Genomic DNA, 13926 nt, shown 5'->3' on the forward strand with positions numbered 1-13926 from the left:
TCTTCGTTTTATTGTATAGTGAAAGTCCATGTTCAATATAAAAAAAACGTTGATCTTAAGACCAACGTTTTCGGTATTGTTTTGGTTAATTAAGCTTCTACAGAAACATTAGCAGCCTGCTGACCGCGATCACCTTCAACAACGTCGAAAGTTACTTTCTGTCCTTCTTCCAAAGAACGGTAACCATCAGCATTGATGCTTGTGTAGTGAACGAAGATATCTTTTCCTTCATCAGAAGTGATAAATCCGTATCCTTTTTCTGCGTTAAACCATTTTACTTTACCTGTACTCATTTTTCGTACCTCCTATAAGTGTTGAATAAGAAGCCCTCAAATGTATAAAAAAATCACGATTAGATCATTGTACATTAGAGAATAAATACAATTCCAGAATCGTGAAATCATAGTTATTGCTTTTTATTACTTATATACCTTATCACTTTTTTTGTGTGTTGTCAACGTAAAACGCTTACGTTTTTATTTTTGTATCAAAAATCCCTTTATAAAAAACAGGAAAGCAGTTTCAGAAATCTTAAAATTGGGGTATAATATAAACAGACATACGAATAGATTGGAGGAATCTGTTATGATCATAAAAGATGAAATGCTGGCGGCGGCAATTGCCCGTACGTTACAGATACCACAGGAAGCCATAGATGAGAAGCAGATGGAAAAATTAACGACGTTATCTGCCCGTTCAGCCGGCATTGTTTCACTTGATGGTTTACAATATGCCATTAATCTGGATTATTTAGATCTATGCGGAAACAGCATTGAAGATCTAGAACCAATCAAGGATTTGAGGGAGATAGAATATTTAAATCTGTCTAAAAATATGCTGCGTGATATTCAGGCTCTTCGTGAATATCGTCAGCTGTTACGTTTGGATATCTCAAGAAATAATTTGTATACCATGGATATCTCTGCCCTTGCAGGTATGATTAATCTGGAAGAATTGAATCTGGAACGCAGTAAGGTAGATAATCTGTCTTATCTGGAAAATGTAAAGAAATTAAAGAAGTTATATGTTGGTATTGAAAACGGACCATTCCCATTATCCATACTGGGCATGCTGGATGAATTAAAAGAATTACATATGAATAAGATGTGGCTGTATGATATCAGTGATTTAACTTATTTGAAACACATTGAAGTATTAGACTTATCCACAAACCTGTTTTCTGATTTAAGTCCTTTACAGTATTGTAAAGATACACTTCGTTCATTAAACTTAACAAACAATGAATATTTGGTGGATTGCAGTATGCTTGCGGAATTCCCAAATCTGGAAACATTAGATTTATCATTTAATCATGTCAAAGATTTTTCTTTCTTGAAGAAGCTGAAGAAATTAAAAGATTTTCGTATTATCCAGGGTGGATTGACAGACCTTCGTAATTTAAAGGGATTGACAAAACTTGAAAAACTGGATATTTCAGAAAACCGTGTCACACATACAGAAGTATTAGAAGAAATGAAAAATCTGACATACTTTAAAGCAAGCTTTTGTTTCTTGAAAAGTATTGATTTCTTAAAGAATGCAAAACAGCTGGAAGAATTGAATGTATATAATAATCAGATTAAAAATATTGATGTTTTAAAAGGCTGTGATAAAATGACAACCTTGGATGTTGGCAATAATGATATCCGTCATATTGACTCTTTAGAAGGTATGATCAATCTGGAATGTTTAGGATTAAGCAATAATGACATCCGTGATTTAAAACCATTGAAAGATCTGACCAATCTAAGTTCTATTGATTTATATGGCAATGTAATCGAAGATTTAAATCCATTAAAGAAATTGTGCAATCTGACACGTTTGCGTTTAGATCACAACAGTGTTATGGATTTAAGTCCATTGGTGAGCTGCCAATATCTAAGCTCTTTAACATTGAAGGCAAATTATGTAACCGATGTTACACCGCTTTCCAAGCTGAAAAATTTGTATGAATTACGCTTAGATGAAAATCCAATCGAAGATATCAGTGTATTAGAAGATATGGAATACTATGATAAATTCTCATATTAATAGTAAAGGAGTATGTTCCCTGTATTAGGAACATACTCCTTGTTTTATTTCACCAGCTCTTTAAATTGATCTAAGGTTTCTTTGAAGAATGTGAAGGCATCATCATATACCTGATCATCTCTTGGATCAACACCAGCATGAATCAATTCATCTAAAGGTGATTCACTTCCACCTTTTGTAAGGAATTCACGATAAGCCTGTACATCTCCTTGTTGGATGCGTTTCACAAAGGATAATGCCACTGACATTCCCAGAGTATATTTATAAACATAGAAGTTGTAGTAGAAGTGTGGAATATAGTAACAGCCATAGCGTTGTAAATCATCGACTTCTACACTATCTCCAAAATATTGTTTATTTAAATCAAGGAAATGCTGTGTAATCTTTTGTGAAGAAATGACTTCTTTATTTTCTACCCATGTATGCAGATCATATTCAAATTTCGCATACATCGGTTGACGATACAGTGTACCGATTAACTGTGTTAAAAGATTGCTGAGGATATAAGCTTTGTAGTTGTTATCTTTGCTTGTTTTCAACAAATAGTCATTCAATAAGACTTCATTTACTGTACTTGCGACTTCTGCCACAAAGATACGATAACCACTATTCATGGCACGATTGTTTTCCCATGAAAAATAGGAATGCATGGAGTGTCCCAATTCATGTGCCAGTGTACTTAAAGATTCATAATCTCCATTGAAATTGGTCATGATGTATGGCTTAGAATCGTAAGTACCCCAGGAATATGCACCACTGCGTTTTCCTTTACATGGCATAAAATCAATCCAGCGTTCAGCTTTTGCCTTGTGCAGTAGTTGAATATAATCATCCCCTAAAACCTTTAATGCTTCATCCATAATATCAAAACAATCATCAATGGTATACTTCACATCCACTTCATTTACCAATTCTAATTGAATATCATAAACATGTTGTACATCTAGTTGTAGTATTTCTTTACGTAATGAGAAATATTCTTGTACATAGTCATGGTATTTTTCATTTCCCATATATAATACTTTATGGAATAAATCTTCTTCTACACCATCTTCAAACAGGCTGGCAGATAATGCATTCTTGAAGTTTCTTGCTTTTGCGAGCAGAACTTGTCCTTTTGCGTGAGCACTTAGTGTATTCATAAAGACATTTTGGTATGTTTGATATTCTTTAAAGTAATGTTCAAAGGCCTGTTTTCTAACATTTACATCTTTATTTTGAAGGAAGGATATATAAGTAGCGCCATTTAAGAATTCTTCTTTCCCATCTACAATGACTGGCTCAAAGTTTAAAGGAAAACTTCTAAAGGTATCTTCTGGGCATTTTGCCAATGTGACAACATCTCCCAATAAGGCTTCTGTTTTTTCATCTAAGCGATGAGGAATGGTACGAAAGATTTCAGACATCGCATAACGGAAATCTTTACAATCATCATCCTTCAGATAAGTTTCAATAGCATCTTTTGATGCGATAATTTCATTGTCAATGAAGGTTAAAGAGCTTGTCTGTAAATCAATCAGACTATTTGCCTTTGACAAATTTTCCTGTACAGCTTCATTTTCTGAATCCACATCCACACACATACTGGCATATACTTCGATGTTTTCCATATAACGCATAAGTTCCTCACGTGTATTCATGAAGGCGATAAAGCTGTTTTTACTATCCGCGATATGTCCTTTAAACTGGCATAGCTTGTGGATATATGCCTTTGCTTTTTCGAATTGATCATCAAAGGCTTTCTGATCCTTAAATAATCCACTTAAATCCCATGTAAGTTCTGTTTCAATTTCATTTCTTTTCATGTCGTTCACCTCTTGTTAATTTCTTTCTTTTTTTATTTTTCTTCCACCGAAACTGTAGCCGGTGTTTTTTCATATAGATCCGCAATGCAATATATAAGGATAATAATATCAGAAGAATCACACAAGGCACTATTAGATAACGCATAATATAGTTTGTGCCATTTGTCTTGATACTGTTATTTTCAATAATATTATCACTTTCCTGCAAACGGGTATTGGTAGTTGAAACAATCGCGAAACTTCCGATATGTTCACTCTGGAAGATAATACGATCTTTTGTCTGGCTTGTGGGCAGCTGATATACATCTTCACCATCAATGTAATAGATACGATATTGACGATAGTTATGTTCTTTAGGTTTTTGAATAGAGAAAAGCATTTCACTTTTTCCCTGTAGACTGCCAAAATCATTTTTTCCTGATATCGTAAAACATTCATCCAGGCGAACATAATTGGCATCCGCAACCTTTTCCACAAGAGCTTTTTGTTCTTTTCCAATTGTATCTTTTACCTGTAAGATAATCGTTTTAGGGAACAAGTGATTTAAAAAGCTTTCATCCTGTATGGCTAAAGATAACCCGGATACCGCAAGGTCATGGCTTTTATCTTTGATCACAACACTGTAAGAAGGATGCAGGTTTTCCTGAAAGATCTGATCCAGCATACGAATCTGGGCAGCAGTGAAGATATTTACATCAGCGCCCCGCATATCTTTTTGAAATTGTTCCAGCTGTTCCATGGATTCTTCACTTAAATCACGTTTTCCAGCATAATTTTTAATGATTTCATCTGCTGTGGAAGATAATGTTTCATTTTTCTTTTGACTATCTTTATCTACTTCTATTTCATAATGTATGGTGTATCCGGCATAAGTGATATCTAACACCTGTTTTCCTGTCTTTTTACTATCATAGCCTGATACCATTTCACTTTCTATTGCGACTTCTTTTTTATCGCCATTTTCAAACGTAATACTAAGCATGCCATCTTTTACATCTAACAATTCCTGATAAGTATACTTTGTTTTCGGTTTTTTAGATATCGTAACATCTTTCACCTGATCATAAACTGCCCGATAAGTCGTAGTTTCTGTGGCAGCTTGTACCTCTTTATCCCATCCCTTGAATAATGCGTGTACTTTGATAGGAGTCGTAACACTAGGTATGATACCATTTTTTACCTGTAATGTAACACTTTTTTGATCAGGATAAAATGTACCGCCGTTTGCGTCAAAGGTAATATCGATATAATTCACATCAGATAGTTGTTTTGGATGAATTATGGTCTGTATGTTTTCAGCTTTGATATAACCATAACTGTCTTTGAAGGAATATGTTCCATCGTTTACACGTTTTCTATCTTTATTCAATGCGATATCTGATTGTACACGATACCATTGACCATCTTTGTTTTTTATTTCTTCCAATAAAACAAAGCTAAAGGTTGCGCCTTTTTCAATAGTATAAAGCTTTTTACTTTTCGTATCTGCACTTGTATACACACTGATTTCTTTCTGATTACTGATTCCTAAAGCATATTGTGATTGATCTTTGCCACCAAGTGCTTCATCAATTTCCATTGCATATTGGGCTGCTTTTTCTCCCCAATATGGATCAGAAGCATATTTTACATTCATGCCTGCACTTTTATCCCCAAAGAATCCACCAGCATAGGGAAATTCATCAGGATTGGTATATGACTTTGAGATATATTGAACATCATGCGCATAGACACTTGCGTTGATACTTTGATAACGACTGGCATTTTTTTCTACATCACTGTCATATGCTGCATGTCCAAACAGGTTATTGCGCTGATAAGCCAGTACACTTTTACCGGTTGCACTTTCATTCATGGATAATCCCAGATTCAACAAGGCATTTGCGCCATATTGATTTTGATATTGCAGAAAGGCACTAATCGCCTGTGGCAAATTGGATTGTGTCAGAATATCATGAATCTGATTATCCTTATCATAAAAAGATGTGATGGAATGATTGATTGCCAATTGATCTTTAAAGTATGCGTCCAGATCTTCTTTTTGATAATTACTGGTGGTTCTTTGAGAAATATACTGGAAATAGTTATAGAAAGGAGAGTCTTTATTTTTAGATTGTTTATGTGTATCATCACGATAATCATTGATCATCTTTCTAAAATCTTCATAAAAATAATGTCCATCATAGCTGTAATATGTTTTTCCTTCACTAAGTCCGCTCACATCTTTTTCAAGCTTTACACTGGTATCATAATCTAACGCATGGATATCAGAAGATATATGGTGATATAAATAGCCGTCTTTGACAGAATACGTACTGCTTTTGGATACTTGTTCGATGGGATAAATCGTAACATCCTTACCTTCTGCCCATCCAATAACACCACTCAACATGAATTTTACCTGATTATCTCCATAATTGTATTCAAGAAAAGCCGCATCTGCGCCATAGCAGCCATTGGTATACCCATCTTTTCCATTGGCATCATTGCGATATTCAACATTGAAGCTGCAATCATCCGCCTTTTCAAAACCGACAACACCATATTCAATAGTCAAAAATGATGTACCATAGGTAATTCCCAGATTGTTGTATTGGTTTTTTAATAACGTATGAGAAACTTTTGCTTCCCCATAGGAATCATATGTTTTAATAATTTCTGTTGTGCCATCTTTTGTGACATTTACAACATGATATTTCGCATCATCACTTAATGTATCTTCTTTTGCGGATAATGGCTGTATACATAATAACAGCATCATGAAACAGATGCCGATCGTTAATATTTTTTTCATGATGGACTTCCTTTCATAAATTCTTACTATCATTATATCCTGTTTCGTATCCGCTTTCCTACCATAAAATGAAAATTCATGGAAATTAAGAAAAAGATAAGAAAAACTGTACAAAAATGAAAAATTAAAGTGTGTTTTTCCAATTTATCGAAGCATACTAAAGATGAGGTGATGATAATGGATAAGGAAAAGTTAATGGAAGAATTAAATCAATTATTGAAAGGATGTCATATGGGCGCAGGCGTATTTGAAAATCTGGCAGGTAAATTGAAAAGTGAAGAATTGAAATTAGAATTTGATCGTATTCTGCGTATTTTAAAAGTTCATGAAAGAAAATTGACAAGACAAATCAATACCAATGGCGGGGATGCTGCGGATGATGCTGGTATGATGGGTTCTATGGCAGAAATGATGAGTAAAATAAAAAATCTGTCATTGATGAATGATACAGAAGTGATCGCAGAAGCAGTAAAAAGTATTGAAATGGGAGAAAAAGCCATTCGTGATTTTGATGACTCTCATTTTACTTTAGATGAAGAAATGCAGAAAACCATTCGTATTATGGAGGATGATTATAAAAGTATCTATTATAATCTGCATAAATATCTGATTGAATTAAAGTAAAACCAAGGTAGTAAGCGGCAGGTAATCTGCCGCTTTTTAAGTTGACAGTTTCTTTTGCCTAATCAATTTAAAAGTATCGATAGTTTTTACAATGGATATCGATGAAATCAAATATCGTATGCATTATCTAAAACTAAGTCATCAAAATGGAAAACAGAAATGCATAAAAGATATGATTTAAAATATATCAGCCAATGTTGTGGCATATGGAAGTCCCTGTAAAGTCATAAGAGAAATCATAAATGATGTTTATAAATATGATTGGGAATATCAATTGAGCGATATCAAATGATTCTGATTGAAAAAGAGGGATGGTTAGGATACAATAACATAAGGAAATAAATGAAAAAAGGATGGTAAATATGAACGTTACAGAAAGATTTTTAAAATATGTTGGATACGATACAGAATCTGATCCAGCATCTACTACAACACCAAGCAGTTTAAAACAGTTAACACTTGCGAAAGCACTTGTGGAAGAAATGAAAGAAATGGGAATACAAGATGCGTATGTTGATGCATATGGCATTGTATATGGAACAATTCCAGCAACCAAACAAGGTGTAAAAACAGTTGGATTTATTGCGCATATGGATACATCACCGGATATGAGTGGCAAGGATATCAAACCAAGAATCATTGACGAGTATGATGGTGGTGTCATCGTTTTAAATGAAGAAAAAGATATCAAGATGGGACCAGATGAATTTGATTCTTTAAAAGATAAAAAAGGCAAACGATTAATTGTCACTGATGGAACCACATTATTAGGTGCGGATGATAAAGCAGGAATTGCGGAAATATTAAGTATGGCAGAAATTATTATGCAAAGTGATTGTCCACATGGAACAATCAAACTGGCATTTACACCGGATGAAGAAGTAGGACGTGGCGCTGATCACTTTAATATAGAAGCATTTGGCGCAGATTTTGCTTATACTGTTGATGGTGGAGAAGTAGATAGTGTGGATTATGAAAACTTCAATGCGGCTAGTGCTGAAGTAGAAATTCAAGGAAGAAGCATTCATCCAGGAGATGCAAAAGGTAAAATGATCAATGCATTGCTTGTGGGAATGGAATTTCATTCCTTATTGCCTGTCTTTGACAATCCTGCCTATACAGAAGGCTATGAAGGATTTCATCATTTGACAGATATGCATGGAGAATGTGAGCATGCACAGCTTTCTTATATCATTCGTAACCATGATGAAGTTCTGTTTGAAAAACAGAAACAGCAGTTTAAAGATGCCGCAGATTATATAAATAAAAAATATCCAGAGGGTACAATTACATTAACCATCAAGGACAGTTATGCAAATATGCGTCAGATTATTGAAAAAGATATGTCTATCATTACCTTAGTGAAGGAAGCAATGAAACAAGTTGGTATTGAACCAACCTCTCATGCGATTCGTGGTGGTACAGATGGTGCACGTTTAACATATGATGGACTGCCTTGTCCAAATCTTGGTACTGGTGGATATAATTATCATGGAAAATATGAATTTGCATGTATTGATGAAATGGAAAAAAGCGTTGAGCTGCTTGTGAAAATCGTAGAAAATATCGCAAAATAACAAAGAGGGGATGAGCATTCATCCCCTTTCATCATCTTCAGCAAGTTCTGATTTAATTGTAATACCCAATAACTTCACAAGTTCTAAGGCCTGTTGTTCACTCACAATGACACCATTTAATTTATCCTGTGTAACGCCAATACCTTCAATATCACTGCTGGCAAGATCCATTCCAGATAACGCTGTATTGTAAAATTCACTTTCATTGAGTCGGCAACGGTCAAAAATCGTTTTATAAAATTCACACTGAACGAAAGAACTGCTTGTGAAATCACTGTTTTCAAAAACTGTCTGTTTAAACTTGTTGCCAGACAAGTTGGCATAATTTCCTTTACACTCTTTAAAATATACATTTTTTAACGTAGAATCTAAGATCTCAATGCCGGTAATGCGGCAATGTAGAAACTGTGTACGATGTATCGCACCTTCTTCAAAATGCAGGTTGCTGATTTCACAATTCTCAAAAACAACATCTACCATATCTACTAATGGAAAATGACAATCCTCAAAGAATACATTCTTAAATACACAGCCATCCAAATGTAAACATTCCACATCTAAAGAGGAAACCATAATATCTTCAAAAAGTTTTCCCTGTACATAAGGATCTTCATGAATACAGCTTTCTAAATCTATTGCTTTATCTAAAAGCGACCCAATCTTTGGTTGTTCGATTTTCATAACCTATCTTCCTCATTTCTTTTATGCATATTGTATCCTATCCAAAGAGATTATAAAAGAGAATTTTATAAAGCTGTTTATTATCGTTTATAAAAACAATCATTTAAAAACGATATACGCTGTTTTACATGTGTATGGACAATTTTTTTGTGAATAGCAGCATCATATGCATGATAGGTTCCCTTTGTATCATTGATTATTACCTTTGCACCAGCAGCTTGTAAACGTAGACCATAGAAGATACCTTCATCATGTAAACAATCAAATTCTGTAGTTTCCATATAGGTGTTTGGTATTTTGGAAGGAAGTACATTTTGCATAGGGGAAGCATTTCTTTTCATTTCTTCATTTGAATTTCGTAAATACATTTTCCACATACGCTGATTATTTTTCGCATTCCATATTGGCGTATCTGTATATTTTTTCATGGATTCACTTTGCATATCCGCATCCACTGCTGGATAAATCAGCATTTGGGCACAGGGTGTTATTAAGTTTTCTTTTTCAATATGATTACATAATAATGCTGAAAGACAAGCACCTGCACTATCTCCACCAATGCCTATACGATTTATATCAATATTGAGCTCATCCCCATGATGCATAAGATATTGATATAAGGCGAGAACTTCTTCATAAGCGGTTGGATAAGGATATTTGGGTAATAAATGATAATCAGGGAAAAATACTTTACAGTTAGTTTCTAAAGCATAAAGACATGCATAGTGTTTGTGAATCATACTTGCTTTATAACTAAAAGCACCTCCATGAATATATAGTAAGCATGGTAGTTTTATTGAACTATCTTTTGGTTCAAATACATGGGTTTTTAATGACAAATGATTCACTTGTATCGTAAATTTACTGTGCTTAATTCCTTTTGGAACTTTCTTCATATGAAAAGCGATACTTTGAAAAATATTGGCTATGTAAATCACTGCTTTATTATATGGAACACGATGAGCATTGTTACGTAACTGCGGGTGAATGAAATTTTTATAATTCATGGCTTTTACCTCTTTATATGGATTGCGCAATCAGCACATCTATTTCAAAATACTTTTTTTATTATACCACATAGCATAATCAAGGAAAAAGTCCAGCCTTGTTTTTTATAAGCATATCATTCATAAAGTCATACAATCCCGTTTTTTTCATTAGAACCCTTTTTTGTAAAAGAGAATATATTTTTTTGCTTAAAAATGCTATCGTTTAATTGAAAAATATGATATTTGAATTTCTTTTATGATATCATCTTATTTACTATTCTAAGGAGGTTAGATAGGAGGAAAAGATATTTGTCTTACTATCTAAATCTTTATATGAAAAGTTTGCCATTTTATAGAAAGGATAAAGGCGATGAAAAAAAAGTTTTATATCGTAATTGCTGCGATTATAGGAATGCTTGCTATGTACATTTTTTACTCAACACATTTTTATGGGAAAGATTCAAGAGTTAACCTATATCAATCATTAGAGGAATATAAAACTGCAGAACATATAGATTTCTATGATTTTTATGATCCATTAGAATACATTGTTAATGACAAAAAAATTCATATATCTGAATATCAAGATTTATTGATTAGTACGCCAATTAGATTTAGGGATTTTTACTGTACTTTTCATATCGTTCATGAAGAAAATGAAAACAATCCTACTGCACAGTTCACAAGAAAAGGAACATCATTATCAGAAGTATCAAAAAATAAGGAAAAGAAAATAATAGAAAACATCACCGTATATTATAGTGATAATCAACGTGAAGATGAAATACCAGCTTATTATTTTATATTCCAATTAGATGGCATCGTATATAGTATCATTGTTAGAGATGGAAATCATATGTTTAGCAGGGAAGAAATGTTTCATAAAATGTTTGATTATTTTGAGATGCAGTTCAAAGAAGTATAAAATAAGCACCTATGAATGGAATCGTATCTAAACAATACTTACACCAATGATAGGTGTTTTTTTATATAGTATATCATGAACACTTTTCATGAGGTAAAATCATATTTCATATATAACTGCTTGTTCATAAAGCATAATCAAGGAAAAAGTCCAGCCTTGTTTTTTGATGAAAATTAGATATAATGTGTCTTATGGGATTCATCAAAAGATGAAGGAAAGGATATACATATGGATCATATTATTGAAGCGATTGCCAGCGCACTGAATATTAGTGTGAAGCAAATCAAAAATACATTAGGCTTACTGGAAGAAGGAAATACTGTACCATTTATTGCCCGTTATCGTAAAGAAGTAACAGGTGGATTAGATGAAGAACAGATTCGTGTGATTCAGGAAAATTATGCTTATCAGGTAAATCTGGAAAAACGTAAAGAGGATGTATTGCGTTTGATTGAACAACAGGGTAAATTAACGGATGAAATCAAGGCAGATGTGATGAAAGCCGATAAGCTGTCACAGGTAGAAGATATCTATCGTCCATATCAACAGAAACGTAAAACCAGAGCAACAGATGCGATTGCGAAAGGCTTAAAACCATTAGCAGAGTGGATCTTAACACTTCCTAGAACGGCAGATATTGAAGCTGAGGCAAAGAAGTATATCAATGATAAGGTAGAAACAATGGAAGATGCTTTGCAGGGCGCAAAAGATATCATTGCGGAAATGGCGAGCGATGATGCACAGGTACGCTCACGCATAAGAAACAGCATGGAAAAATATGGACATCTTGTCACAAAAGCCAAGAAAAAACATACAGATGAGAAAAAAGTATACAAAATGTATTATGAATACAGCGAACGAGTATCAAGTCTTGCCAACCATCGTATCATGGCGATTGATCGTGGGGAAAAAGAAAAAGTATTAAATGTTTCCATTGATTTTGATGAAGAATATATCATCAACTGGACAATCAATAAATTTACTAAGAAGCGCACAAGCCCAGTAAATTATTTGATTGAAGAAGCTGTAAAAGATGGGTTGAAGCGATTAGCTTTTCCAAGCGTGGAACGTGAAATTCGTAATGAATTAAGTGAAAAAGCACATGAAGCATCTATCGAAGTATTCTCCATGAACTTAGAACGTCTATTATTACAGCCACCAATGAAGAATAAAATGGTATTAGGATTTGACCCAGCTTTTCGTACCGGATGTAAGCTTGCGGTAATTGATCATACAGGAAAGATGATTGATGTCAGTGTGATTTATCCTCATCAGCCAAATGCGAAAGTAAAAGAATCACAGCGTATCATGCTGGATTTACTAAAGAAATATCCAATTGATATCATTGCGATTGGTAATGGTACAGCGAGTCGTGAAAGTGAAGCTTTTGTGGCAAAATTAATCAAAGATTATAACTTAAATGTTTCCTATACAATCGTCAGTGAAGCAGGTGCATCCGTTTATTCCGCAAGTAAGCTTGCACGTGAAGAGTTCCCAGATCTGCATGTAGAACAGCGTAGTGCGATATCTATTGCAAGACGTATTCAGGATCCATTAAGTGAATTGATTAAAATTGATCCACAATCTATTGGCGTTGGACAGTATCAGCATGATTTGCCACAGGCACGTTTAAAGGAACGATTAGATTTCGTTGTCAGTAAAGCCGTTAACCGTGTTGGTGTCAATGTCAATATGGCCAGTGCGGAATTATTAAAGAATATTTCTGGATTGAATGCATCCTGTGCGAAAAATATCGTAGCATATCGTGAAGAGCATGGTGAAATTCATAATCGTAAAGAATTAAAGAAAGTGCCAAAGATTGGCGCAAAAGCCTTTGAACAGGCAGCTGGTTTCTTACGTATTGAAGATGGAGATGAAATGTTAGATCGTACCAGCATTCACCCGGAAAGCTATGATCTTGCGAAAAAGATTTTAAAAGAATTAGATATCAAAGAAGAAGAAATGGGCAGTGCAAGTGCTGCGGATAAAGTAAAAGAAGCATCTGTAGAAAAACTGTGTGAAACATTAGAAGCAGATAGCTATACTGTAAAAGATATATTAGACAGTATTGCGGCACCATTACGTGATTATCGAGATCAGTATGCCCAGCCAATGTTAAGAAGTGATGTATTAGAGTTATCTGATCTTCACATTGGACAACAGCTGGAGGGTGTTGTAAGAAATGTTGTGGACTTTGGGGCCTTTGTGGATATCGGATTACATGAAGATGGTTTGGTACATATTTCAAAAATGAGTAAACAAAGAGTATCTCATCCTTCTGAATTAGTTGCTGTCGGTGATATCGTAAAAGTCTGGGTATATAATATTGACGAAGAGAAACAGAAAGTACAATTGAGTTTTTTACAGCCATAATCATGAGAAAGTCATTTTTGAAAATAACAAAAATGGCTTTTCTTTATGCCAGAATAGGAATTGTTTGATATAAATAAACAAATATAATATACTTGATAATGGTAAAAGATTTAAATGTGATGGGAGA

General features: G+C 34.0%; 10 protein-coding genes. 5 read left to right on the forward strand and 5 right to left on the reverse strand.

The genetic code is table 11. The features are described 5' to 3' along the window. Positions 1 to 89 precede the first annotated feature (89 nt). Positions 90 to 293: a cold-shock protein gene (locus tag DW761_RS04475; protein WP_117453349.1), complete on the reverse strand. Its 204-nt coding sequence runs from the start codon at positions 291 to 293 to the stop codon at positions 90 to 92. A 292-nt stretch (positions 294 to 585) separates the two neighbouring features. Here DW761_RS04475 and DW761_RS04480 point away from each other — a divergent pair, with 292 nt between their 5' ends. Beyond that, entirely contained in the window at positions 586 to 2031 is a 1446-nt protein-coding gene (locus DW761_RS04480) for a leucine-rich repeat domain-containing protein (protein ID WP_117453348.1), read from the forward strand. 44 nt (positions 2032 to 2075) lie between these two features. Here DW761_RS04480 and pepF read toward each other — a convergent pair whose 3' ends face one another. Further along, on the reverse strand, positions 2076 to 3836 hold the full coding sequence (gene pepF, locus DW761_RS04485) for an oligoendopeptidase F (RefSeq protein WP_117516538.1): 1761 nt from the start codon (positions 3834 to 3836) through the stop codon (positions 2076 to 2078). Continuing rightward, a complete protein-coding gene (locus DW761_RS04490; RefSeq protein ID WP_233513022.1) occupies positions 3823 to 6630 on the reverse strand; it encodes a glucosaminidase domain-containing protein in 2808 nt (935 codons plus the stop codon). Before DW761_RS04490 ends, pepF begins: the two co-directional genes overlap by 14 nt. 177 nt (positions 6631 to 6807) lie before the next feature. Here DW761_RS04490 and DW761_RS04495 point away from each other — a divergent pair, with 177 nt between their 5' ends. Beyond that, positions 6808 to 7254 carry a DUF2383 domain-containing protein gene (locus DW761_RS04495; RefSeq protein WP_117453346.1) on the forward strand — a complete coding sequence of 149 codons (447 nt, stop codon included), beginning with the start codon at positions 6808 to 6810 and terminating at the stop codon, positions 7252 to 7254. Positions 7255 to 7616: 362 nt separating this feature from the next. Continuing rightward, on the forward strand, positions 7617 to 8831 hold the full coding sequence (gene pepT, locus DW761_RS04500; RefSeq protein ID WP_117516539.1) for a peptidase T: 1215 nt from the start codon (positions 7617 to 7619) through the stop codon (positions 8829 to 8831). 18 nt (positions 8832 to 8849) lie between these two features. Here pepT and DW761_RS04505 read toward each other — a convergent pair whose 3' ends face one another. Beyond that, positions 8850 to 9512 (reverse strand): pentapeptide repeat-containing protein, encoded by a 663-nt coding sequence (locus DW761_RS04505; protein WP_117516540.1) that lies wholly within the window; start codon positions 9510 to 9512, stop codon positions 8850 to 8852. Between the two features lie 80 nt (positions 9513 to 9592). Next, the gene (locus DW761_RS04510; RefSeq protein WP_117516541.1) at positions 9593 to 10519 is read right to left on the reverse strand and encodes an alpha/beta hydrolase; all 927 of its coding nucleotides are present in this window, start codon (positions 10517 to 10519) and stop codon (positions 9593 to 9595) included. 352 nt (positions 10520 to 10871) lie between these two features. Here DW761_RS04510 and DW761_RS04515 point away from each other — a divergent pair, with 352 nt between their 5' ends. Together DW761_RS04515 and DW761_RS04520 are read left to right on the forward strand one after the other, a co-directional pair. Continuing rightward, positions 10872 to 11426 (forward strand): hypothetical protein, encoded by a 555-nt coding sequence (locus tag DW761_RS04515; RefSeq protein WP_117516542.1) that lies wholly within the window; start codon positions 10872 to 10874, stop codon positions 11424 to 11426. 228 nt (positions 11427 to 11654) lie between these two features. Next, a complete protein-coding gene (locus DW761_RS04520) occupies positions 11655 to 13799 on the forward strand; it encodes a Tex family protein (RefSeq protein WP_117516543.1) in 2145 nt (714 codons plus the stop codon). Positions 13800 to 13926: the final 127 nt, after the last annotated feature.

The sequence above is a fragment of the Absiella sp. AM29-15 genome (assembly GCF_003434225.1).
Classification (GTDB): domain Bacteria; phylum Bacillota_I; class Bacilli_A; order Erysipelotrichales; family Erysipelotrichaceae; genus Hoskinsella; species Hoskinsella hominis.

What these genes read in the sequence shown, in the direction of transcription:
- DW761_RS04475 (WP_117453349.1), bottom strand. Translation starts at nt 293, where the DNA reads ATGAGTACAGGTAAAGTAAAATGGTTTAACGCAGAAAAAGGATACGGA.
- DW761_RS04480 (WP_117453348.1), top strand. Translation starts at nt 586, where the DNA reads ATGATCATAAAAGATGAAATGCTGGCGGCGGCAATTGCCCGTACGTTA.
- pepF (WP_117516538.1), bottom strand. Translation starts at nt 3,836, where the DNA reads ATGAAAAGAAATGAAATTGAAACAGAACTTACATGGGATTTAAGTGGA.
- DW761_RS04490 (WP_233513022.1), bottom strand. Translation starts at nt 6,630, where the DNA reads ATGAAAAAAATATTAACGATCGGCATCTGTTTCATGATGCTGTTATTA.
- DW761_RS04495 (WP_117453346.1), top strand. Translation starts at nt 6,808, where the DNA reads ATGGATAAGGAAAAGTTAATGGAAGAATTAAATCAATTATTGAAAGGA.
- pepT (WP_117516539.1), top strand. Translation starts at nt 7,617, where the DNA reads ATGAACGTTACAGAAAGATTTTTAAAATATGTTGGATACGATACAGAA.
- DW761_RS04505 (WP_117516540.1), bottom strand. Translation starts at nt 9,512, where the DNA reads ATGAAAATCGAACAACCAAAGATTGGGTCGCTTTTAGATAAAGCAATA.
- DW761_RS04510 (WP_117516541.1), bottom strand. Translation starts at nt 10,519, where the DNA reads ATGAATTATAAAAATTTCATTCACCCGCAGTTACGTAACAATGCTCAT.
- DW761_RS04515 (WP_117516542.1), top strand. Translation starts at nt 10,872, where the DNA reads ATGAAAAAAAAGTTTTATATCGTAATTGCTGCGATTATAGGAATGCTT.
- DW761_RS04520 (WP_117516543.1), top strand. Translation starts at nt 11,655, where the DNA reads ATGGATCATATTATTGAAGCGATTGCCAGCGCACTGAATATTAGTGTG.